This is a genomic window from Nonomuraea sp. NPDC005730, assembly GCF_040630865.1.
Classification (GTDB): Bacteria; Actinomycetota; Actinomycetes; order Streptosporangiales; family Streptosporangiaceae; genus Nonomuraea.
Window position 1 is genome coordinate 351,448 of record NZ_JBEXYK010000002.1, and the last position, 21,791, is coordinate 373,238.

At 72.3% G+C, this 21,791-nt stretch carries 24 protein-coding genes; 17 read left to right on the forward strand and 7 right to left on the reverse strand.

The features are described 5' to 3' along the window. Positions 1 to 29 precede the first annotated feature (29 nt). Positions 30 to 1,121 (forward strand): ring-opening amidohydrolase, encoded by a 1,092-nt coding sequence (locus ABZ444_RS04350; RefSeq protein ID WP_357992464.1) that lies wholly within the window; start codon positions 30 to 32, stop codon positions 1,119 to 1,121. On the opposite strand, the gene ABZ444_RS04355 is transcribed toward ABZ444_RS04350, so the two are convergent. Further along, positions 1,105 to 1,740 (reverse strand): nucleotidyltransferase family protein, encoded by a 636-nt coding sequence (locus ABZ444_RS04355; protein ID WP_357992466.1) that lies wholly within the window; start codon positions 1,738 to 1,740, stop codon positions 1,105 to 1,107. The two genes, ABZ444_RS04350 and ABZ444_RS04355, sit on opposite strands and share 17 nt — an antisense overlap. A gap of 228 nt (positions 1,741 to 1,968) precedes the next feature. On the opposite strand from ABZ444_RS04355, the gene ABZ444_RS04360 reads away from it, so the two are divergent. Continuing rightward, positions 1,969 to 2,505: an SseB family protein gene (locus ABZ444_RS04360; protein ID WP_357992469.1), complete on the forward strand. Its 537-nt coding sequence runs from the start codon at positions 1,969 to 1,971 to the stop codon at positions 2,503 to 2,505. A gap of 133 nt (positions 2,506 to 2,638) precedes the next feature. Here ABZ444_RS04360 and ABZ444_RS04365 read toward each other — a convergent pair whose 3' ends face one another. Together ABZ444_RS04365 and ABZ444_RS04370 are read right to left on the reverse strand one after the other, a co-directional pair. Then, on the reverse strand, positions 2,639 to 3,019 hold the full coding sequence (locus tag ABZ444_RS04365; RefSeq protein WP_357992472.1) for a hypothetical protein: 381 nt from the start codon (positions 3,017 to 3,019) through the stop codon (positions 2,639 to 2,641). Positions 3,020 to 3,042: 23 nt separating this feature from the next. Further along, positions 3,043 to 3,426, reverse strand: coding sequence for a hypothetical protein (locus tag ABZ444_RS04370; protein WP_357992478.1), 384 nt, complete (start codon positions 3,424 to 3,426; stop codon positions 3,043 to 3,045). A gap of 266 nt (positions 3,427 to 3,692) precedes the next feature. On the opposite strand from ABZ444_RS04370, the gene ABZ444_RS04375 reads away from it, so the two are divergent. From ABZ444_RS04375 to ABZ444_RS04400, 6 genes are read left to right on the forward strand one after another with little or no spacing between them, the layout of a single operon-like run. Continuing rightward, a complete protein-coding gene (locus ABZ444_RS04375; protein WP_357992481.1) occupies positions 3,693 to 4,274 on the forward strand; it encodes an A24 family peptidase in 582 nt (193 codons plus the stop codon). Between the two features lie 43 nt (positions 4,275 to 4,317). After that, complete coding sequence (aroC, locus tag ABZ444_RS04380) at positions 4,318 to 5,499, forward strand: chorismate synthase (RefSeq protein WP_357992484.1); 1,182 nt, start codon at positions 4,318 to 4,320, stop codon at positions 5,497 to 5,499. A 37-nt stretch (positions 5,500 to 5,536) separates the two neighbouring features. After that, positions 5,537 to 6,037 (forward strand): shikimate kinase, encoded by a 501-nt coding sequence (locus tag ABZ444_RS04385; protein ID WP_357992487.1) that lies wholly within the window; start codon positions 5,537 to 5,539, stop codon positions 6,035 to 6,037. Further along, positions 6,034 to 7,104, forward strand: a complete 1,071-nt coding sequence (gene aroB / locus ABZ444_RS04390; protein WP_357992490.1) for a 3-dehydroquinate synthase — start codon at positions 6,034 to 6,036, stop codon at positions 7,102 to 7,104. The genes ABZ444_RS04385 and aroB overlap by 4 nt, the downstream gene beginning before the upstream one ends. Further along, positions 7,101 to 7,535 carry a type II 3-dehydroquinate dehydratase gene (gene aroQ / locus ABZ444_RS04395; protein WP_352363963.1) on the forward strand — a complete coding sequence of 145 codons (435 nt, stop codon included), beginning with the start codon at positions 7,101 to 7,103 and terminating at the stop codon, positions 7,533 to 7,535. Before aroB ends, aroQ begins: the two co-directional genes overlap by 4 nt. Then, on the forward strand, positions 7,532 to 8,284 hold the full coding sequence (locus ABZ444_RS04400; RefSeq protein WP_357992493.1) for an SGNH/GDSL hydrolase family protein: 753 nt from the start codon (positions 7,532 to 7,534) through the stop codon (positions 8,282 to 8,284). Before aroQ ends, ABZ444_RS04400 begins: the two co-directional genes overlap by 4 nt. A 289-nt stretch (positions 8,285 to 8,573) precedes the next feature. Here ABZ444_RS04400 and ABZ444_RS04405 read toward each other — a convergent pair whose 3' ends face one another. Then, positions 8,574 to 10,547, reverse strand: coding sequence for an ATP-dependent DNA helicase (locus ABZ444_RS04405; RefSeq protein ID WP_357992496.1), 1,974 nt, complete (start codon positions 10,545 to 10,547; stop codon positions 8,574 to 8,576). A gap of 392 nt (positions 10,548 to 10,939) precedes the next feature. Between ABZ444_RS04405 and ABZ444_RS04410 the strand changes: the two genes are divergently transcribed. Both ABZ444_RS04410 and ABZ444_RS04415 read left to right on the forward strand, forming a co-directional pair. After that, positions 10,940 to 11,986, forward strand: coding sequence for a hypothetical protein (locus ABZ444_RS04410; RefSeq protein WP_357992498.1), 1,047 nt, complete (start codon positions 10,940 to 10,942; stop codon positions 11,984 to 11,986). 63 nt (positions 11,987 to 12,049) lie between these two features. Then, on the forward strand, positions 12,050 to 13,654 hold the full coding sequence (locus ABZ444_RS04415) for a Na+/H+ antiporter (RefSeq protein ID WP_357992501.1): 1,605 nt from the start codon (positions 12,050 to 12,052) through the stop codon (positions 13,652 to 13,654). Positions 13,655 to 13,695: 41 nt separating this feature from the next. On the opposite strand, the gene ABZ444_RS04420 is transcribed toward ABZ444_RS04415, so the two are convergent. Next, positions 13,696 to 13,953, reverse strand: a complete 258-nt coding sequence (locus tag ABZ444_RS04420; RefSeq protein ID WP_357992504.1) for a UBP-type zinc finger domain-containing protein — start codon at positions 13,951 to 13,953, stop codon at positions 13,696 to 13,698. A gap of 172 nt (positions 13,954 to 14,125) precedes the next feature. Between ABZ444_RS04420 and ABZ444_RS04425 the strand changes: the two genes are divergently transcribed. The 6 genes from ABZ444_RS04425 to ABZ444_RS04450 all read left to right on the forward strand — a co-directional run bounded on the left by ABZ444_RS04425 (position 14,126) and on the right by ABZ444_RS04450 (position 17,417). Beyond that, positions 14,126 to 15,310, forward strand: coding sequence for an aminotransferase class I/II-fold pyridoxal phosphate-dependent enzyme (locus ABZ444_RS04425; RefSeq protein WP_357992507.1), 1,185 nt, complete (start codon positions 14,126 to 14,128; stop codon positions 15,308 to 15,310). Between the two features lie 45 nt (positions 15,311 to 15,355). Continuing rightward, on the forward strand, positions 15,356 to 15,742 hold the full coding sequence (locus ABZ444_RS04430; RefSeq protein ID WP_357992510.1) for a hypothetical protein: 387 nt from the start codon (positions 15,356 to 15,358) through the stop codon (positions 15,740 to 15,742). Between the two features lie 47 nt (positions 15,743 to 15,789). Then, entirely contained in the window at positions 15,790 to 16,116 is a 327-nt protein-coding gene (locus tag ABZ444_RS04435) for a DUF202 domain-containing protein (protein WP_352363977.1), read from the forward strand. Continuing rightward, positions 16,117 to 16,446, forward strand: a complete 330-nt coding sequence (locus tag ABZ444_RS04440; protein WP_357992513.1) for a DUF202 domain-containing protein — start codon at positions 16,117 to 16,119, stop codon at positions 16,444 to 16,446. Between the two features lie 50 nt (positions 16,447 to 16,496). After that, positions 16,497 to 16,811: a hypothetical protein gene (locus ABZ444_RS04445; RefSeq protein WP_357992516.1), complete on the forward strand. Its 315-nt coding sequence runs from the start codon at positions 16,497 to 16,499 to the stop codon at positions 16,809 to 16,811. Between the two features lie 165 nt (positions 16,812 to 16,976). After that, positions 16,977 to 17,417 carry a hypothetical protein gene (locus ABZ444_RS04450; RefSeq protein ID WP_357992519.1) on the forward strand — a complete coding sequence of 147 codons (441 nt, stop codon included), beginning with the start codon at positions 16,977 to 16,979 and terminating at the stop codon, positions 17,415 to 17,417. 54 nt (positions 17,418 to 17,471) lie between these two features. On the opposite strand, the gene ABZ444_RS04455 is transcribed toward ABZ444_RS04450, so the two are convergent. Both ABZ444_RS04455 and ABZ444_RS04460 read right to left on the reverse strand, forming a co-directional pair. Next, positions 17,472 to 19,304: an ABC transporter ATP-binding protein gene (locus tag ABZ444_RS04455; RefSeq protein ID WP_357992522.1), complete on the reverse strand. Its 1,833-nt coding sequence runs from the start codon at positions 19,302 to 19,304 to the stop codon at positions 17,472 to 17,474. Continuing rightward, positions 19,301 to 21,082 (reverse strand): ABC transporter ATP-binding protein, encoded by a 1,782-nt coding sequence (locus ABZ444_RS04460; protein ID WP_357992525.1) that lies wholly within the window; start codon positions 21,080 to 21,082, stop codon positions 19,301 to 19,303. Before ABZ444_RS04460 ends, ABZ444_RS04455 begins: the two co-directional genes overlap by 4 nt. A gap of 221 nt (positions 21,083 to 21,303) precedes the next feature. Between ABZ444_RS04460 and ABZ444_RS04465 the strand changes: the two genes are divergently transcribed. Beyond that, positions 21,304 to 21,783 (forward strand): nucleoside deaminase, encoded by a 480-nt coding sequence (locus tag ABZ444_RS04465; RefSeq protein ID WP_357992528.1) that lies wholly within the window; start codon positions 21,304 to 21,306, stop codon positions 21,781 to 21,783. The last annotated feature ends 8 nt before the right edge of the window (positions 21,784 to 21,791 follow it).

Here is a 21,791-nt window from a genome sequence, read left to right on the forward strand (position 1 = left end):
GGAAGCCGGTACTGGAGAAGGGGCAACGCATGCCGGACCCGATTGAAGTGCGAAAGGTGCCGATCGAGAGCGTGACCGACGCCTCCGGGCTGTCACGGCTCCTCGCGGACGGGGTGATCGAGGCGCACCGGGTGCTCGCGGTGATCGGCAAGACCGAGGGCAACGGCGGCGTCAACGACTACACGCGCATCCTGGCCGACCGGGCCTTCCGCGAGGTCCTGGCCGAGCACGGCCACCCGGCCCCCGAGAGCGTGCCGCTGGTGTGGTCGGGCGGCACCGACGGCGTCCTCAGCCCGCACGCCACCGTCTTCGCCACCACGGCGGACGCGCCGATGAGCGACGAGCCGCGCCTGTCGGTGGGTGTAGCGATGAGCGAGGTGATCCTGCCCGAGGACATCGGCCGTCCGGCGATGGTGGAGAAGGTGGCCGCCGGGGTGCGGGAGGCCATGAAGATCGCCGGCATCGACGACCCGCGCGACGTGCACTACGTGCAGACCAAGACGCCGCTGCTCACCCTGGCCACGATCACCGAGGCCAAAAGCCGCGGCCAGGACACCGCCATCGAGGAGACCGGCCCGTCGATGGACCTGTCCAACTCCACCACCGCGCTAGGCATCGCCGTCGCGCTCGGCGAGATCGACATGCCGCGGGCCGACCAGATCCACAAGGACCTGTCGCTGTACTCGTCGGTGGCGTCCTGCTCGTCGGGGGTGGAGCTGGACCGGGCGCAGATCGTGCTGGTGGGGAACGTGCGCGGCATCGGCGGGCGCTACCGCATCGGGCACAGCGTCATGAAGGACGCGCTCGACGCCGACGGCATCTGGGCGGCCATCAGGGACTCCGGGCTGCCGCTGCCGGACCGCCCCCGCCCCTCAGACCTCGGCGGACGGCTGGTCAACGTGTTCATGAAGTGCGAGGCCGACCCGTCGGGACGGGTGCGCGGCCGGCGCAACATCATGCTGGACGACTCCGACGTGCACTGGCACCGGCAGATCAAGGCGGCCGTCGGCGGGGTGGCGGCCTCGGTCACCGGCGACCCCGCGGTGTTCGTCTCGGTGGCCGCCGTGCACCAGGGGCCGTCGGGCGGCGGGCCGGTCGCGGCCATCACCGACCTCGGCTGACCGGCCTCGGCTGACCGGCCGGCCTCGGCGGGCACCAGGGGAGCACGGTCACCTCGGGCCACGCCTCGGCGCAGCGCGCCGCCTTGGCCTCGTAGACCTCGCGCGGCGCCTGCCGGGGGTTGGGACGCAGCACGAGGTTGAAGGCGTCGGCCACGCCGTAGGGGGCGTAGATCCGCCACGCCCCCGACGAGGTGAGCCGGACGCCGATCGCGCTCGTGGTGCTGGGGAAGGAGTCGATCGCGGCCTCGGAGCTGTCGTAGGGCGGGCACGGCACGCCGAAACGGCTCTCGTACCACAGGTGGACGCGGGCCTCGTTGCGGATCTCCACCGGCACGTCGCCGAACAGCTCGCGCCCGGCCCTGATCGCGCGGTCCTCCGCCTCCCACGACAGGTCGGACGGATCGTGATAGATCAGGTCGTAGTCTTTGACGCCGTAGCCCGGCGGACGGCCGGTCACGTGGTTCCAGATCGCCTGGACGACCGCGCCCGCCGCCAGCCACCAGCCGGGCAGGCCGAGCGTGAGAGCTCCGCCGAGCACCCGCACCAGGAGCGGGTCGGTCTCCAGCACGGCCCGCACGGCCGCCGTCTGCTCGTCGAGGGGGAGCCGAGAGATCCGCACCGCACCTGTCTAGCACCCCGCCCCGACAGACCACCGCCGGACCACCGACCGACCGCCGCCGATCACCGCCGGACCACCGACCGACCGCCGCCGATCACCGCCGGACCACCGACCGACCGCCGCCGGACCGCTGCCCGACCGCCGCCGGACCGCCGCCGGACCGCCGCCCGGACGCCTTCAGGGCGCCGGGAGCAGGGGCGGTGGAGCCCGCGGGTAGTCTCGTTCGTTGTGCCGACCATCCCACAGCCACTCGACCCCGACGACGACGGCAGCGCCGCCCCCGCCGTGGCCGCCGCCCTGGCCGCCTACGAGGCGGGCGCGTGCGGCCCCGCCGACGTGCTGGCCGCACTGAGCGGCGCGCGGCTGCTGGTGCCGGTGGTCGCCCTGCTGACCGAGTCCGAGGTCGGTGAGCACGGGCTGCGCCAGGAGAAGGAGAGCGAGATGGCGCTGCCCAAGCTCGTCGGCCAGGACGGCAGGCACGCGGTGCTCGCCTTCACCGGCACCGACGCGCTGACCAGGTGGCGCAAGGACGCCCGCCCGATCCAGACCGGCACGCTCCAGGTCTGCCGGGCGGCCGTGCACGAGGAGGCCGCGGCGGTCGTGGTCGACGTGGCCGGGCCGGTGCAGTTCGTGATCGAGGGCGAGGTGCTGAGGGCGCTGGCCGCGGTCGAGTCCGGCACCGTCGACCAGCTCGGCGGCGTCACCGTCGCCAGGATGGAGCCCGCCCCGCCCCGCCGCCGCTGGTTCTCCCGCCGAACCGGCTGAACGCGGCTTCCTCCCGCACGCTGAACCCGGGCCATCCGCGGGAGCGGCTGAACGCCGCTTGCTCCCGTGAGCCGGACGCGGCGACGCCCCCGGCCGGTGTCGGGCACCGGCCGGGGGCGTTCGCCGGACGTCGTCAGGAGACGGTCAGGTAGAACCCTGTGTCGGCCGCCACGCCGTCGGCGAGCTGGCTGTAGACCGCGACCGCCCGGTAGTGCCCGCCGCAGACCGCAGCCTCACGCTGCACCGACAGCGAGCGCGGGTAGGTGGACCGGCCGATCGGCGTCACGTGGATCGCCAGGTCGCCGTCGTAGTCGACGTCGTCGCTGAGGATCACGCAGTACGTCCCGCGGAACATGCGCCTGACCTCCTCGACGTTTTTGCTGGCCGTCTCCACGCCGTCCGCCCTGACGGTGGCCGAGGCCTGGGCGTACGGCGTGTCCGCGTACGCCGCCGCAGGTGTAAGGACGGCGGCCGCGACGAGCGCGACGCCGGCGGCGCGCCGGATGATGTTCATATGGGTGCTCCCTCGGTTCTCGGTCAGGAGATGGTCAGGTCGAAGCCGCCGTCGGCGAGCCGGCCGGTGCTGGTGTCGTAGACGCCGACGGTGATGGTGTTGGACTCGTGGCAGGTCGCCGACGAGTTCCGGTAGGCGATGAACGGCAGGCGGCGGGGCGCCCGCGGGGTGATCTGGATCACCGCGGTGGACGTGGTGACGTGCCTGTCGACCATCACGCAGTAGCGGCCGGTCGAGGCCCGCCACGTCTTGAGGATGTTCTTGCCGTTGTTCAGCTCGCCGTCCGCGTCGACGATCGCCGCGGCCCGCGCGTACGGGGCCTGCAGGTCGGCGTACGCGGCTGGGCCGGTCATGATGAGGCTTGCGGCGCTCAGCGCGAGGCCGCCGGCCAGGATGCCACGGAACATGGGTCTTCCTCTCGGTCACTCTTCCGGGGGGCCACGACAGAAAGTAGGTTCCTGACCACCCCTGGAGCCGCGTGCCACCCCGGCCCGGACGATCAAAGTTCCTTGGGGGATCGCCCCCGAACCCATGACCGCCGGCGCGCGTCGCGGCCCTCCGTCCGGGGCGCGAGGGCCCGCCGGGACGCGGGTTCGCTCTTGGCGCACGCCATACCCGGGCCGCCCGCCGCGATCCCGGGACGGCCGCCGGGCCGCCGCATTAGGGTCTGCTCGTGGTCGCACTGATGGCGCTGCTCGGTCTGGTCGCCGGACACCAGGTCAGGGCGCTGGCCGACGCCTACGACGACCTCGCGTCCCCGCCGTCCTGGCCGCCCGGTGTCGAACTGCTGACCGCCGCGGTGACGGCGTTGACCGCCTGGCTCGCCGGGCCGCCGTACGCGGGGCTCGCGCTGGCCGGCACGGCGCTGGCGGTCATCGACTGGCGTACCAGCCTGCTGCCCGACGCGATCACGCTGCCCGCGTACCCGATCATCGCACTGACCCTGCTGCCCACCGGGGAGCTGCCGCGCGCGCTGCTCGGCGCGGCGGCTCTGGCGGCCGTCTACGGCCTGCTGTGGTTCGCCAGGCCGGCCGCGATGGGCCTCGGCGACGTCAAGCTGGCCGGGCTCATCGGCATGGCGGCGGCGGCGATGAGCTGGCAGGCATGGGTGGCCGCGGCGTTCGCCGGGCAGGTGCTCGGCGCGCTCTACGCGGTCGCCCTGCTGCTCACCGGGCGGGGCGACCGGCACACCCAGTTCCCCTTCGGGCCGTTCATGCTGCTCGGTGCTTTCGTGGCGCTCTGTCTCGGCTGGTGAACGACGGACATCCCACCCGGCCGCACGTGGAAGACTTGGAGTCATGTTGCGCTGGTTGACGGCCGGAGAGTCCCACGGCCCCGAACTCGTTGCCATCCTCGAAGGACTGCCCGCCGGGGTCGAGGTGACCACGGCCGCGATCGACGAGGCCCTGCGCCGCCGCAGGCTCGGCTACGGCCGCGGCGCGCGGATGAAGTTCGAGCAGGACCAGGTGACGATCGTCGGCGGCGTGCGCCACGGCCGCACCATGGGCAGCCCGGTCGCCGTCCGCGTCGGCAACACCGAGTGGCCCAAGTGGGAGAAGGTCATGTCGGCCGACCCGGTCGACCCGGCCGAGCTGGAGGGCCTGGCCCGCAACGCGCCGAGGTCCCGTCCCCGCCCCGGCCACGCCGACCTGGCCGGCATGCAGAAGTACGGCTTCGACGACGCCCGCCAGGTGCTCGACCGGGCCAGCGCCCGCGAGACCGCGGCCCGCGTCGCGCTCGGCGAGGTCGCCAGGCGCTTCCTGAAGCAGGCGCTCGGCGTCGACATCGTCAGCCACGTCACCTCCATCGGCGGCGCGCAGACCCCTGCCGAGGTGCTGCCCGGCCCCGGCGACCTGGCCAGGGTCGACGAAGACCCGGTCCGCTGCTCCGACCCCGAGGGCAGCGCCGCCATGGTCGCCGTCATCGACCAGGCCCACAAGGACGGCGACACGCTCGGCGGCGTCGTCGAGGTGCTCGCCTACGGCCTGCCGCCCGGCCTGGGCAGCTACACCCACTGGGACCGCAGGCTCGACTCCCGGCTCGCCGCGGCCCTCATGGGCATCCAGGCGATCAAGGGCGTCGCGGTCGGCGACGGCTTCGAGACCGCCCGCCGGCCCGGCTCGCGCGCCCACGACGAGATCGAGTACACCGCCGAGAACGGCGTCAAGCGCATCACCAACCGCGCGGGCGGCGTCGAGGGCGGCATGACCAACGGCGAGGTCCTGCGGGTCAGCGCCGCCATGAAGCCCATCTCCACCGTGCCGAGGGCCCTGGCCACGATCGACGTCAAGACCGGCGAGGCGGCCAAGGCCCACCACGAGCGCTCCGACGTGTGCGCCGTCCCGGCCGCGGGCATCGTGGCCGAGGCCATGGTCGCGCTGGTGCTGGCCGACGCGGCCCTGGAGAAGTTCGGCGGCGACTCGGTGGAGGAGGTCGCCCGCAACCTGTCCGGCTACCTCTCCTCGATGGTGATCAAGTGACGGCCTCGCGGAGCGAACGAGAAGGGGTGAGCGACCAGTGACCAGAGCCGTGCTCATCGGCCCGCCCGGATCCGGCAAGACCACGATCGGGCGGCTGCTGGCCGAGCGGCTCGGCGTCGCCTTCCGCGACACCGACGCCGACGTCGAGGCCGTGGCCGGCAAGCCGGTCTCCGACATCTTCGTCGAGGACGGCGAGGCCCGCTTCCGCGAGCTGGAGCACGAGGCCGTGCGCCGCGCGCTGGCCGAGCACGACGGCGTCCTGTCGCTCGGCGGCGGCGCCGTGCTCAACGAGGAGACCCAGGCCCTGCTCGCCGGTCACCACGTGGTCTACCTGCAGGTGGGCCTGGCCGACGCGGTCCAGCGGGTCGGGCTCGGCTCGGCCAGGCCGCTGCTCGTGCTCAACCCGCGCAGCCAGCTCAAGAAGCTGATGGAGGAGCGGCGGCCGGTCTACGAGCGCCTGGCCGTGGTCACGCTCGCCACCGACAAGCGCGACCCCGGCGAGCTCGCCGACGAGATCCTGGAGGGCCTGCCGGCATGACCGCGACGCGGATCCCCGTCCCCGGCGACAGCCCCTACGACGTCGTGGTGGGCAGCGGCGTGCAGGCCGAGCTGCCGGGCCTGCTCCGGCCGGGCGTGCGCACGGTCGCCGTCGTCCGCCCGCAGGGCCTGCCCGAGCTGTCCCGGCCGGTCCTCGCGGCGCTGGCCGAGGCCGGCTACGAGGTGGCCGACCTGCCCGTCCCCGACGGCGAGGCGTGCAAGACGCCCGAGGTGGCCGCCGGCCTGTGGTCCGCGCTCGGCCGCCACGGCCTGACCCGCTCCGACGCCGTCGTGGGTGTGGGCGGCGGCGCGACGACCGACCTGGCCGGGTTCGTGGCCGGCACCTGGCTGCGCGGCGTGCAGGTCGTGCTCGTGCCGACGACGCTGCTGGCCATGGTCGACGCCGCCGTCGGCGGCAAGAACGGCATCGACACCCCCGAGGGCAAGAACCTGGTGGGCACGTTCCTGCCGCCCGCCGGGGTGCTCTGCGACCTGGCCGTGCTGCCCGGCATGCCGAAGGCCGACTACGTGGCGGGGCTCGCCGAGATCATCAAGGGCGGCTTCATCGCCGACCCGCAGATCCTCGCGCTGGTCGAGTCCGACCCCGAGGGGGCCACCAGGCCCGACGGCCCCCACACCCGCGAGCTGATCGAGCGCAAGATCCGCGTCAAGGCCGACGTCGTGGGCGCCGACCTGCGCGAGCAGGGCCTGCGCGAGATCCTCAACTACGGCCACACGCTCGCCCACGCCATCGAGCGCGACGAGCACTACACGATCCGCCACGGTGAGGCGGTCGCCATCGGCATGGTCTACGCCGCCGAGCTGTCCCGGCTGTCCGGCCGCGCCGACCTGGCCGCCCGCACCCGCGCGATCCTCACCTCCGTGGGCCTGCCGGTCTCCTACCACGCCGGCGCCTGGCCGCGGCTGCGTGACCACATGCGGCTGGACAAGAAGAACCGGGGCGCCAAGCAGCGTTTCGTCGTCCTCGACGACCTGGCCAGGCCCGGGCGTCTCGAAGACCCCGCCGAAGAGCTGCTCGAAGCCGCCTACAAGGAGATCGCGCGATGATCCTCGTGCTCAACGGCCCCAACCTGAGCAGGCTCGGCACCCGCGAGCCCGACGTCTACGGGGCCGAGACGCTGGAGGACCTCGCCGAGCTGTGCCGCGAGACCGGCCGCAAGCTCGGCGAGCAGGTCGAGGTGCGCCAGACCGACGACGAGGCCGAGCTGATCGGCTGGCTGCACGAGGCCGCCGACGGCCGCATCCCCGTCGTGCTCAACCCGGCCGCCTTCACCCACTACTCCTACGCCGTGCGCGACGCCATCGCCCAGCGCACCGCCCCGCTCGTCGAGGTGCACATCAGCAACCCCGCGGCGAGGGAAGAGTTTCGCCACACCTCGGTCGTCGCCGGGGTGGCGACGGGCACGATCGCCGGATTCGGACTACAGTCCTACGTCCTGGCGCTACACGCTATCGCGGAGATGAACAGCAGCTCATGAGGCAATACAAGTCCTTCGTCGCCCTCGGGGACAGTTTCACCGAAGGACTGAACGATCCAGGCCCCGACGGGCACTACCGCGGCTGGGCCGACCGGGTGGCCGAACGGCTCGCCGCCGACGATCCGGCGTTCCGCTACGCGAACCTGGCCGTCCGCGGCAAGCTGCTCGACCAGATCATCACCGAGCAGGTGCCGCGGGCCATCGAGATGGGCCCCGACCTGGTCAGCTTCTGCGCGGGCGGCAACGACCTGCTGCGGCCGGGCAGCGACCCCGACGTGATGGCCAAGCGCCTGGCCCGCGCGGTGCGCGACCTGCGGGCCGGAGGCGCGGACGTGCTGCTGTTCACCGGGGTCGATCCGCGCGACACACCGCTGATGCGGCGGCTGCGCGGCCGTTTCGCCATCTTCTACCTGCACATCCGCTCCATCGCCGACCTCTACGGCTGCCGGCTGGTCGACCAGTGGTCGATGCAGGGGCTGCGCGACTGGCGCGCCTGGAGCACCGACCGCCTGCACATGAACGAGGACGGCCACCGGCTGGTGGCGGCCCGCGTGCTCGACGTGCTGGGGGTGCCGTTCGACGACTGGCGCAAGGACTGGCCGGAGCGGCTGGTCGACCCGCGGGCGCGGCGCCGCGAGGACGCCCAGTGGATCCGTGAGCACCTGGTGCCGTGGATGTCCCGGCGCCTGCGCGGCACCTCCTCCGGCGACGGCCTCACCCCGAAGCGCCCCGACCTCACCCCGTTCTGACTTCCCCTTGCAGGGGCCGTTCCCGGATCAGGCGGGCTTCGTGAGGCCGTTCCCTGTGGCCTCATCAGGCCGGCTCTGAGGGGCGTTCCCTGCGGCTCTGCCTGAGGCGATCTTCAGGGCCTGTCCTCGCCTTTTCGCATCAAGCTCTTTCCTTACGGCTTCGCCTGGTCAGGCCACCCGCCGTACGGGGCCGGTGGCCTTCCAGGAAACGCCCGCTGACCTGCACCGGCGGGCCGCCGTCACGCGAGCCCGCCTTGCCCCACTCCGCGGCCCTGCGGACCCGCGACGGTCAGGACTCGGTGGACAGGCGCTTGAGCGCGGCGCGGGGGACGGCCGGGTCGGTGGTACGCCAGAACGGCGGCAACGATCCCAGCAGGAAACCGCTGTAACGGGCCGTGGCCAGGCGCGGGTCGAGGACCGCGATGACGCCCTTGTCGTCCTGGGCGCGCAGCAACCGGCCGGTGCCCTGGGCCAGCAGCAGGGCGGCGTGGTTGGCCGCCACCGCCATGAAGCCGTTGCCGCCGCGCGCCGCGACGTGCCGCTGCCGGGCCGAGGTGAGCGGGTCGTCGGGACGCGGGAACGGCACCCGGTCGATGATGACCAGCCGCAGCGACGGCCCGGGGACGTCGACCCCCTGCCACAGCGACAACGTGCCGAACAGGCAGGTCGGCTCGTCCTCGGCGAACTGCTTGACCAGCAGCATGGTCGAGTCGTCGCCCTGGCACAGCAGCGGCACGTCGAGCCGTTCGCGCAGCGCCTCCGTGGCGGCCTTGGCGGCGCGCATCGAGGAGAACAGCCCGAGCGTACGCCCGCCGGCCGCCTCGATGAGCTCGGTGATCTCGTCGAGATACTGCTGCGGCAGCCCGTCGCGGCCCGGCTGGGGGAGGTGTTTGGCGACGTAGAGGATGCCGGCGCGCGGGTGGTCGAACGGCGAGCCGACGTCGATGCCCTGCCAGCGCTTGCTGTCGCCCAGCCCCCACTGCGCGGCCAGCCCCTCGAACGTGCCGCCGAGGGCGAGCGTGGCGGAGGTGAGCACCACCGTGCGCTCGCCGAACAGCCGGTCGCGCAGCATGCCGCTCACGCTCAGCGGCGCGACCCGCAACATGGGCGGACGGCGGTCGGTGGCGCCGTCGAGCCAGACCACCTCGGCGCGGTCGGCCTCGGACGCGTGGCCGTAGGCGTCGAGCATGCGCACGGCGGTGTCGTGCACCTCGTCGAGCGCGGTGAAGGCGGCCTTGCGCTGGCCCGCCTTGTCGGGGTCGTCCTTGTCGGCGTTGCGCGGGCCCATGGCGGTGATGCAGCGCCAGGCCGTGTCGCGGATGAGCTGCAACGTGAGCCCGAGCACCTGCGGCAGCTCGTCGATGCGGCCGGGCGGGGCGGCGGCCAGCAGCGCCTTGAGGTCTTCGCCCGCCTCCATGAGCTGGTCGGCGAGCGGCTGCTCGATCAGCCGGCCGACGCGGCGCACGGCCAGCAGCACCGACGCCTCCGACAGCTCGCTGGTCACCACCGAGGTCACCCGGTCGACCAGCTCGTGGGCCTCGTCGACGACCACGACCTCGTGCTCGGGCAGCACCGGCAGGTCGCCCATGGCGTCGATGGCCAGCAGCGCGTGGTTGGTCACCACGACGTCGACCTCGCCCGCGCGCGCCCTGGCCAGCTCGGCGAAGCACTCGGGGCCGCTCGGGCAGCGGGTGGCGCCCAGGCACTCCTGCGCGCTCACCGAGAACTGCCGCCAGGCCTGCTCGCTCACGCCGGGCACCAGCTCGTCGCGGTCGCCCGTCTCGGTCTCGTCGGCCCACTCCTGGATGCGCTGGACCATGCGGCCGGTCGCGCTCACCTCGCGCGGGTCGAAGAGCTGGTCCTGCTCGTCCTCCTCGGGCCAGCCCGCCGTCGCCTTGTAGCGGCACAGGTAGTTGCGCCGGCCCTTGAGTATGGCGAACGTCGGCTCGTGCGGCAGTTCCTTGCCCAGCGCCTCGGCCAGCCGGGGCAGGTCGCGGTCGACGAGCTGGCGCTGCAGCGCGATGGTGGCCGTGGAGATCACGACGGGGGAGTCGCTGTCCATGGCGTGCCGGATCGAGGGCACCAGGTACGCCAGCGACTTGCCGGTGCCCGTGCCCGCCTGGACGGCCAGGTGCTCCTCGTCGTCGATGGCCTTCTGGACGGCCTTGACCATGGTGACCTGGCCCTGCCGTTCGCTCCCTCCGAGAGCGCCGACCGCGATGCTGAGCAGTTCGTCCACTGACGGGAGATGGGAGTCCGGCACGGTCGTCAACGGTACCCGCAATCCCGGGCCGGCGCGCCGGGACGCGGCGTGTCCGGCCATGCGCATCCCGGCGTTCGCGGGCTCCCCGCGGGAGTCGCGTGGCACACTGTCGAGCGGAACTCCAACTGGTCAGGAAGATCTTGCTGGTGTGATCGAAGGGGTTCACGGTCTCGATGGTGAGAGCGGTTAGGTAGGGTTTTCCGGGGTTGAGTGGACGAATAAAGGCTGGTTAAAGCAGTATGTCTGCCATGTCGGAAGTTGTCCCGTTGCCGTCGTTCGGCGAAGTCTTCTTCGATGCACGAGGTCAGGAGCGGTGCCTCCGGGTCACGTGGCATGAGGGCACACTGGTCCTCAGCCTGTGGCGAGGGGAGATGTGCACAGCGAGCTTCCGCATGCCGATGGAGGACGTCGGCAGGCTGCTCGACACGCTCGACGACGGCTACGCCGAGGCCACGGGCGAGCAGCCCGCGGTGCCCGCGGCCGATCCGGGCACCGAGGTCATGCCGGGCACCGGGACGTACCATCGGCCGCCCCAGCACGCCCAGCAGCAGCCTCCGCCGCCCGCGCTCGACGAGCGGCCCACCGCGTCGCTGTCGCCCAACGACGTGCTGGTCGCGCGCGGCCCTGCGCCGCAGGACAAACTGGTGGCCTCCTACAGCGAGACCACCGGCCCCCGGGAGACGCCGTCGTACGGCGAGCGCACCCCCTTCACCGGCCCCCAGTACGTCGAGCAGCCCGCCGCCCAGTACCCCGGCGACCCGCACAGCGGCCCCCACTACACCGGCGACCCGTTCAGCGGCCCGCAGTACACGGGCGATCCGCTGAGCGGCCCGCAGTACACGGGTGACGCCTTCAGCGGCCCGCAGTACACGGGCGATCCGCTGAGCGGCCCGCAGTACACCGGCGACCCCTTCACCGGCCCCCAGTACGTCGAGAGCAGCGAGCCCGTCTACCAGCTGCCCGCCGACCAGCGCCGTCCGGCGCCGCTGAGCACCGACCCGCTCGGCTTCCCCTCCCAGGCCGCCGACCCCTTCCCGCCGGCCCAGCAGTACTCCGCGGACTCGTACGGCTCCTACCAGCCGCCGCCCCAGCCCCAGTCCCAGCCGCAGCCGCCGCCGCAGCATCAGGCCCAGCCGCAGAGCACGGCCGGGCTCGGCACTCCCATGCACGGCATCCCCGGCGCCGGCCGCCGGCACAGCCCCGCGCCCGCCCAGGACTCCTACCGCGCGGCCGACAACTACCAGGGCTACCAGCAGTCCCCGCCGCCCAACCCGGTGGACCCGCTGCTGGCGCTCGGCCGCCAGGAGTACCCGCCGCAGTCGTCCGACCCGAACATGGGCCGTCCCTACGTGACCGACCCCCTGTTCTCGACCGGCGAACGCCTGCGCCCCGACCAGCAGCAGGACTACGGCGACGGGCACGACCGCCGGGAGTGGTGACAACCTCCTCCCGCCCGCCGGGTACGCTCTCGGCATCCACCCGGGCGAGCTGGAGGAGCGTCGTTGAACCCGACCATGGGCCTGCAACTGCTGCTGATGGCCGGTGGCGCGGTGGCGGTCGCGGCCGTGGCGCGGCGGCGGGGCTGGCCGGCCCCGCTGTTGCTGGTCGCGGCCGGCCTGCTGGTCTCGCCGCTGGTGCCGGCCGTGCCGCTGCAGCCGGAGCTGGTGCTGTTCGTGTTCCTGCCGCCGCTGCTCTACTCGGCCGCGCTCGACAGCTCCTACCTGCGCCTGCGTGACGTCAAACGGGCCGTGGCGCTGCTGTCGATCGGCCTGGTGCTGTTCACCACGGCCGTGGTGGGGCTGGTCGTCCACCTGCTGCTGCCGCAGCTCCCGCTGGCCGCCGCCTTCGCGCTCGGCGCGATCATCGCGCCGCCCGACGCCGTGGCGGCCGTCGCCGTGGGCCGGCGGCTCGGGCTGCCGCGCAAGTCGCTGACGATCCTCATCGGCGAGAGCCTGTTCAACGACGCCACGGCGCTGACGGCCTACCGGGTGGCCATCGGGGCGGCCGTCGGCGGCAGCATCGACCTGTTCCAGGGCGTGGCGCAGTTCCTGTTCGCGGCGCTCGGCGGGGTGGCGATCGGGCTGGCGCTGGCGTTCGTGTTCGCCTGGGTGTTCCAGCACACCCGCGACTCGCTGGTCGAGAACACGCTGATGCTGCTGATCCCGTTCGCGGCCTATCTCGCGGCCGAGTCCGTGCACGTCTCCGGGCTCGGGCCCGAGCCGGTGCACGCCTCGGGCGTGATCTCCGTCGTGGTTGTCGGCCTCTACCTGGGCAACCGCATGCACCAGCGGGGGTTCGGCACCCGGCTGGTGTCCGACGCGGTGTGGAAGGTCACCGACTTCTTCCTGGAGTCGATCGTCTTCGCGCTCATCGGGCTGCAGCTCGTGACCGTGGTCCAGGGCATCACCGGCTACAGCCCCTGGCAGGTCGCCGGCTACGCGCTGGCGGTGCTCGCGGTGACGATCGTGTCCAGGTTCGTGTGGGTGTTCGCCTTCACCCCGCTGGTCAAGCTCGTCCGGCGGGGCCCGGCGCCCAGCCCGCAGCAGACGGTGATCCTGGGCTGGGCCGGCATGCGGGGCGTGGTGTCGCTCGCGGCGGCGTTCTCCATCCCGCCGGAGATCCCGGCCCGCGACCGGGCCATGCTGCTGTTCCTGACGTTCACCACGGTGATCGGCACCCTGCTGATCCAGGGCATGACGTTCCCCGCGCTGATCAGGAAGCTGCGCGTGTCGAGCGAGCAGGAGCGCTACGAGGACACGCTGGCCGAGGCGGCCGCCCAGCAGGCCGCGCTGGAGGCGGGCCTGGCCGAGCTCGCACGGCTGGTCGAGCAGGAGGGCGAGCCCGACGAGATCAAGAAGCAGGTCATCGACCAGCTCAGGGAGAAGTCGTGGCGGCGGTCGCTGACCGCGTGGGAACGTCTGGGCGGCGGCACCGCGCAGGGCGGCGCCGAGACACCCAGCAGCATCTACCGGCGGCTGCGCCGTGACATGCTCACGGCCGAGCGCGAGGTGTTCGTCCGCCTGCGCGACGAGCGCCGCCTCGACGACGAGGTGCTGCGCGAGGTGATGGCCCAGCTCGACTTCGAGGAGGCCATCCTCGAACGCTGACCCGCCGGGCGCCGCCGAGGGCGTCGGCCGGCGTGGCCGGGTCAGCCCATCTGGTTGTCCACGAAGCACCAGCGCCAGCTCTCGCCCGGTTCGAACGACTGGATCACCGGGTGCGTGGTCTCGTGGAAATGCTTGGTCGCGTGCTTGTTGGGCGAGGAGTCGCAGCAGCCGACGTGGCCGCACTCCAGGCAGCGCCGCAGATGCACCCATCGGCTGCCGCTGGCCAGGCACTCCTCGCAGCCCTCTGGGGTCTTCGCCGCCGGGTCGTCGGCCTTGGAAAGATGCTCGCACATTGCCATGGATCAGATCCTAGGACCCGGCCGCCGTCGCCTTCCGCCCAGACCTCCTCTACGGGCCCTGACCTGCTAAAACACTGCGTGTGCCGGGCCTTCGGCGAACGGGTCGTGCGCGGTTCGCGGGGTGGTCGACCAGACTTTTCCCAGGGGGCCGCGCTCAGGGGAGTGAGAAGGCATGGCCGATGTGTTCGCGAAGTGTCGTCTGCCCGGGTACCAGCCGGTCAAGGAACTGGGCGTCTATCCCTACTACCACCCGATCCAGGAGCGGCCGGGCGACGGGGAGGTGGTGGTCGGCGGGCGGGTGCTGGTGCAGGCCGGGTCCAACGACTATCTCGGGCTCTCGGGGGATCCGCGCGTCAAGGAGGCCGCCGTCGCGGCGATCCGGCGGCTCGGGGCGGGCAGCGGCGGTTCGCGGCTGACGAACGGCTCCCTCGCGCTGCACGAGGAGCTGGAGGCGCGGCTCGCGGAGTTCCTCGGACGTCCGGCGGTCATGGTGACCAGCGCCGGCTACCTGGCCAACCTCGCGCTGGGCGCGCTGCTGGGGCCGGGCGACGTGGTGATCGGCGACCGGCTGGTGCACGCGTGCCTCATCGACGCCGTACGCCTGGGCGGAGCCCGCTTACGCCGCTACCGGCACAACGACATGGACCACCTGGAACGGCTGCTGGCCGCGGTCGACCCGGCCGCCGGCCGGCTGATCGTGACCGAGGGCATGTTCTCCACCTCGGGGAACGTGTGCGACCTGCCGGGCATCGCCAAGCTCGCCCGCGCGTACGGAGCCCGCGTCGTGATGGACAGCGCCCACGACGCCGGCCTGCTCGGTGACGCCGGTCGCGGCGCCGCCGAGGCGCACGGCCTGGAGGACGCGGTGGACGTGCAGACCGTCACCTTCTCCAAGTCGTTCGGCACGATCGGCGGCGCGGTCGCCGGGCCCGCGGAGATCATCCTCTACCTGCGCCACCACGCGCGGTCCATGGTGTTCACCGCCGCGCTGCCACCGGCCTGCGCCGCCGCCGCGCTGGCCGCCCTGGAGATCGTGGCGGCAGAGCCCGAACGGCGGCGCCGGTTGCGGGCGGCGGCCGGGCGGCTGAGCGGCGAGCTGGCCGGGCTGGGGTACGCCGTCGTGCCGTCGGACCGTCCGGTCATCGCCGTGCCGGTGGGGGAGGACCTGCTGTGTCTCCGGCTGTGGCGGGAGCTGTTCGACGAAGGGGTGTTCACCACGGCGATGATCTCGCCGGGGGTGCCGCCGGGGCAGGCGCTCATCCGGGTCAGCATCACCGCCACCCACACCGACGCCCAGCTCGACCGGATCACGGCCGCCTTCGCCGTCGCCGGCCGTCGATCGGGGCTCCTTCGCTGAACGCGCGCGCCGCCGCGGGCGCGGGGCGCTGGGTAAGGTCGAGGTATGCGACTCATCAAGAGCCGGTTCGTGCCCCTGGCGCTCTTCGCCGTTTGCGTCCTGGCCGCCGGGTGCGGCGAGGTCAACAACACGATCGACAAGGCCCAGGCGTGTCTGGAGGCGCCGAAGATCGTCACGGAGCTGGCCGCCAAGGTCAAGGACCTCACCGACGACCCCAAGGCCATGGAGAAGGCGCTCGACGACGCCGCGGGCCAGCTCAACGACGTGGCCGACAAGGCCGCCAACACCACGCTCAAGCAGGCCAGCGAAGACCTTGCCAAGACTTTGGGCGGGATAAACGTGCAGAACGTCAACGACGCCGTCGACGCGGCCCAGAAGGTGGGCAGCGAGGCGGTCGACTACGCCCAGCAGGTCGCCAAGGCGTGCAGCTGAAATCCCGGTCTCTCTAGGGGAAAAGGGGACGAATTACCATATAAGGCATGGAACCCGACCCGCGTTTCACCTTGGCCAACGAACGCACCTTCCTGACGTGGCTGAGCACGGCGCTGGCGCTCAGCGCGGGCGGGGTGGCCATGGCGGCGGTGCCCTCCGACGTGTTCGTGCCGTGGGTCCGCACGGTGCTGGCGGTCATGCTGGTGTCGTTGTCCGCGCTGGCGGCGGGCATGGCCTATCCGCGCTGGCGCAACATCCAGCGCGCCCTGCGCAACCAGGCGCCGCTCCCGCCGCCCGCCCTCGCGGCCGTCTTCGGGTACGGCGTCGCCACCGTGGCCGTCGTCGCCCTCGTGCTCATCATCCTGTCGGTGTAGATGTCACAGGAGATCTGGGACGAGGGCCTGCAGAGCGAGCGCACCCGCCTGGCCTGGGTCCGTACCGCCGTGGCGCTGGCCACGGGCGGGCTCGGCGCCGCCGGGCTCGCGGTGCGCCACGGCCTGCCCGCCGTGGCCGTCGCGGGGTTCGCGCTGGCCGCGCTCTGCGGCGCCGTCCTGCTGATCAGGACGGGCGTGCGCTTCCGCCGGGTCCAGGAGGCCCTGCACGGCGGGCGGCCCATCGAGGCGGGTCTGGACGCGTTGTTCGCCTGGCTCGGCACCCTCAGCGTGGTGCTCGGCGCGGTCACCTTCGTGCTCACGGTCCGGTGACCCCCGGCTTGCGATGTGCCGGAGGGGAGGCGGACACTCGTAGTGAGGGGGTGACCTCAGTGGAGGAAGAACGCAGGACCCTGCCCTTCGAGTGCCGCGGCTGCTGGCACGTCTGGGAAGAGGACTACCTCGTCAGGCACGTCGACGACGAGCACGGGAACGCCGCCGAGATCTGGCTCAGGGACGGGCTCGTGGTGCCGCCGCCGTCGTCCGGGGTGATCTGCCCGCACTGCGGCTGTCAGCAGACCACCACGTTCCCGGCCGGTTATCTCGCCCGCCATCCGGAGCTGTTCCGGCCGGACGAGCCCGTCGTGCCGGACGCGACGCCGCTGCTCAGCCCGGTTCCGCCGCGGCGTCCGTACTGACGCGGGACGCGACGGCGGGCGGGCAAGTGCCGAAAAACGGCGCTAAACCATGACACTTGGTAAGCGTTTCGTAGCTTGAAGTGTCATAAGGTGCGCCTTGCGCAGGCGCGAGGTCAGGCGCAGACTCAGGTCTAGACCACCGAATCCCAGCCGGGGGTGATCCTCGTGCGCGACGGGTTCGAGACCCGCGAGACCTGGCCCTTCGAGTGCCTGCGCTGTCTGCGTGTCTGGGAGGAGGAATTCGTCGTCCGGCATTTCGCCGACGACCACGGCAATCAGGTCGAGATCTGGCTCAGTTCCGGCGTTGCCGTGCAACCCCCCTGGTCGGGCACGTGCTGCCCGGGATGCGGCGCCTATCACGTGACGTCGTTCCCCAGCGGTTACCTGGCCAGGCACCCCGAGCTGCGGCCGGCGCCCGAAGTGCTGCCGGAACTCGTGCCCGAGCTCGGCGCCGCGTCGGGTCCGGTGCTGGAGGAGTCGAAGGCGCCCCTGTCCGGGGCGCCTTTGACCGGTCGGCTGCTCGTCGCGGTCGGCGTGCCCGTCGCCCTGTTCGTCGGGTACGAGCTGTACCGCAACCTCGTGGCCGTCGCGCCCGCCCACCACTAGCGCGCCCGCCCGCCATCGGCCCGCCGCCCGCGCGGTGGGCCGATGGCGTCGCGGTCATTGGCTCAGGCTCTCCAGCCAGGCCCGGTGCAGCCCGGCGAAGCGGCCCGAGGCGGCGATGAGCCGGTCGGGCGGACCGTCCTCGACGACCTGGCCGGCCTCCATCACCAGCACCCGGTCGGCGATCTCCACGGTCGAGAGCCGGTGGGCGATGATCAGCGCGGTGCGGTCGGCGAGGATCGTGCGCAGCGCCCGCTGCACCAGCCGCTCGCTCGGCACGTCGAGGCTGGAGGTGGCCTCGTCGAGGATGAGCACCGCGGGATCGGCGAGGAACGCCCTGGCGAACGCGATGAGCTGCCGCTGGCCCGCCGACATGCGCCCGCCGCGCTTGCCGACCTCGGTGTCGTAGCCGTCGGGCAGCCCGGCGACGAACTCGTGCGCGCCGATCGCCTTGGCCGCCTCGCGGATCTGCCGGTCGGTGGCGTCCGGCCGGCCGAACCTGATGTTGTCCGAGACCGTGCCGCTGAACAGGAAGTTCTCCTGCGTCACCATGACCACGGCCTGGCGCAGGGTCGTCTCGTCCAGGTCGCGCAGATCGACGCCGTCGAGCAGCACGCGGCCCGCGGTCGGGTCGTAGAAGCGGGAGATCAGCTTGGCCAGCGTCGTCTTGCCCGCGCCGGTCGCGCCGACCAGCGCCACGCTCTGCCCGCCGGGGATCGTCAGGTCGAGGCCGGGCAGGATCGGCATCTCCTCGACGTAGGCGAAGCGCACGTCCTCGAAGCGCACCATGCCGCGGGCCTGCTGGGGCAGCGGCTCGGGCCGGCGCGGCTCCGGCACCCCCGGCTCCTCCTCCAGCACGCCCGACAGCTTCTCCAGGGCCGCGCCCGCCGACTGCAGCGTGTTGTAGAACTGGCTGAGCTCCTGCATCGGCTCGTAGAACTGCCGCAGGTACAGCAGGAACGCGGCCAGCACGCCGACCGTGACCTCGCCCTGGATCGCCAGGTAGCCGCCGTAGAGCAGCACCCCGCCGACGGTCAGGTTGCCGATCAGCTTGATGCCGAACATGAACTCGGCGCCCAGGACCATGCTGCGCGCGTTGGCGTCCCGGTAGTCGTCGTTGAGCTGGGCGAAGATCTCCTGGTTGCGCGGCTCCCTGCGGAACGCCTGCACCGCGCGGATGCCGGTCATCGACTCCACGAAGTGCACGATCACCAGTGCGACCGTCTCCCGCGTCCGCCGGTAGACGATCACCGACTGCCGCCGGAACCACCGGGTGAACAGCAGCAGCAGCGGCAGCGGGACCAGCGCCACCAGGCCGAGGTGCACGTCGAGGACGAGCAGCAGCGCGGCCGTGCCGAACATCGTCAGCACCGCCTTGACCAGCCCGTCGAAGCCCGACTGGAGCAGCTCGGAGATGGCCTCGATGTCGGAGGTCAGCCGGGAGATGACCCGGCCCGAGGTGTACTTCTCGTGGAAGCTCAGCGACAGCCGCTGGAAGTGGTCGAACACCCGCCTGCGCAGCTCCAGCAGCACGCTCTGGCCGATCTTCCCCGACAGGCGCAGGAACGCCTGCCGGGTGAGCGCCTGTGTGACGGCCGCGGCCAGGATCACGCCGACCACGACCAGCAGGACCGACGGCCCCGACCCGCGGGCCATCGGCGGGATGCCGTCGTCGATCCCCACCTTGACCAGGTACGGGATCGCCAGCGCCGCGGCGTTCGAGACGACGATGATCGCGGTGAGCAGCGCGATGGCCTTGCGGTAGGGACGCAGCAGGTCGCCGAGCAGCCTGCGGGAGCGCTCCCGCAGCAGCACCGACACCTTCTCCGGCAGTTCGTCCTGCTCCTCGGAGGCGACGCCGCGCCAGGAGGAGACGGGGGCGGCGGTCATCGCAGGGCTCCTTCCGAGGGGTCGAAGTCGGCGTCCTGGGCCAGCAGCTCGCGGTACTCGGGCACGTCGGCCAGCAGCTCGTGGTGGCGGCCGACGTGCGTGATGGTGCCGTCGCGCAGCAGCGCCACCTTGTCGGCCAGCAGCACGGTCGAGGCGCGGTGGGCGACCACGATGCCGGTCGCCTCACGCAGGACGTGCCGCAACGCCTCCTCCACCAGCGCCTCGGTCTCCACGTCGAGCGCGGACAGGGTGTCGTCGAGGACGAGCACCCGCGGCCTGCTCAGCACCGCCCGCGCCAGGGCGAGCCGCTGCCGCTGCCCGCCCGACAGCGACAGGCCCTGCTCGCCGATGCGGGTGTCGAGGCCCCAGGGCAGGTCGTACACGAAGCCGGCCTGGGCGGTGGCGATCGCGTCGGCCATCTCCTCCTCGGTGGCGTCGAGCCGGCCGAGCATGAGGTTCTCGCGCACGCTCATCGAGAACAGCGTCGGCTCCTCGAACGCGGTGGCCACCAGCGAGCGCAGCGTGGTCAGGTCGAGGTCGCGCACGTCCTCGCCGTCGATGGTCACGCGGCCCGTGGTGGCGTCGATCAGCCGGGGCACCAGCGCGGTCAGCGTGGTCTTGCCGGCGCCGGTCGCGCCCACGATCGCGACCGTCTCGCCGGGGTGCACGTCCAGCCAGACGTCGCGCAGCACCGGCTCGTCCGCGCCGGGGAAGGCGAACCCGACGCCCTCGAACCGCAGGTGGCCCCGGGGCAGCTCGATCGTGCGGCTGCCGCTCTCGATGGCCGGGACGGTGTCCATGACCTCCATGACCCGGTCGGCGGAGGTCATCGCCTCCTGGGCCATGGCCAGGATGTAGCCGAGGCTGGCGATCGGCCAGACAAGCTGGAGCATCAGGGTGGTGAAGGCGACCAGCGTGCCCAGCGTCATCGAGCCGGCGCCCACCGCGAGCGCGCCGAGCAGCAGCACCAGGGCCAGGGTGACGTTGGGGATCACTTCGAGGAAGGCGAAGAACCTGGCCGACAGGGTGGCCTTGTCGACCGAGGTGCCGTACACCTTGCGGGCCGCCTCGTCGTACCGGTCGTAGACGTGGTGGCGGCGGCCGAACGCCTTGATCGTACGGATGCCGATGGCCGACTCCTCGACGAGCGTGGCGAGGTCGCCCTGCTCGTCCTGGACCTGGCGGGAGATCTTGATGTACCGCTTCTCGAACCGCAGGGACGTCCACACGATCGGCACGGCCGAGGCCAGCACCAGCAGCCCGAGCGGCCAGTACTTGTTCAGCAGGAGCACGGTCACCGTGATGAGCTGGAGGATGTTCATCACCAGGAAGAGCATGCCGAAGCCGAGGAAGCGGCGGATCGTGGACAGGTCCGTCGTGGCCCGCGACAGCAACTGGCCCGACTGCCAGTCGCCGTGGAAGCCCATCGGCAGGCGCTGCAGGTGCTCGTAGAGGTCGTCGCGGATCGCGGTCTCCAGCCCGAGGACGGGTTTGACCTGGGTCCAGCGCCGCAGGAAGATCAGCCCGGCCTCCACGACGCCCACGCCCAGGGCGATGAGACCGAGCGGGAGCAGCCCGTCGGAGTCGCCCCGCATCACGGGACCGTCGATGACCTTCTCACTGATCAGGGGGAGCGCGATGCTCGCGGCGATGCTGAGGATCGCGGCCAGCCAGATGAGCACCAGTCTGGCGGCGTACGGGCGGAGGTAGGACTTCATCCGCCACAGGGAGTTGGAGGAGAGCAGGGGACGGCGAGGTGTGTCAGTATCGGGAGGCATCCCATCCAGATTAATACGTGGGATCAACCCATTTTTTGCGGTAAATGTGGCGGTTTCTGCAGGTTGCGGGCGGAAAACGAGACCCTCAGGGCTCGTCCGCCGGCCCCGCGCCCGCCGTCGTCCGGGCGGCCGGGCCCACTTCCACCTGCGGCTCGGGCGCGGCCCGCGCTAAGGCGAAGCTGTCCTTTCCGCTCACCTTTCTCACCGGACAGGAAGTCGCGATGATCGACGAAAGTGAACTGCCGTACCTGCGGCGCTGTGTCGAGCTGGCCACCGAGGCGCTGGAGTCGGGCGACGAGCCCTTCGGGTCGGTGCTGGTCGCCGCGGACGGCGCCGTGCTGGCCGAGGACCACAACCGGGTGGCCGGGGGCGACCGCACCCGGCATCCGGAGTTCGAGCTGGCACGGTGGGCGGCGGCCAACCTGACTCCGGGCGAGCGGGCGGCGGCCACCGTCTACACCTCCGGCGAGCACTGCCCGATGTGCGCGGCGGCCCAGGCCTGGGTGGGCCTCGGGCGCATCGTCTACGTGGCGTCGTCGGCGCAGCTCGCCGGCTGGCTGGCGGAGCTGGGCGTGCCGGCGCCGCCGGTGAGCACACTGCCGGTCAACACCGTCGCGCCGGGCGTCGCGGTGGACGGGCCCGTCCCGGAGCTGGCCGGACAGGTGCACGAGCTGCACCGCCGCTTCCACGGCGCGCGGTGAGGGGCGCC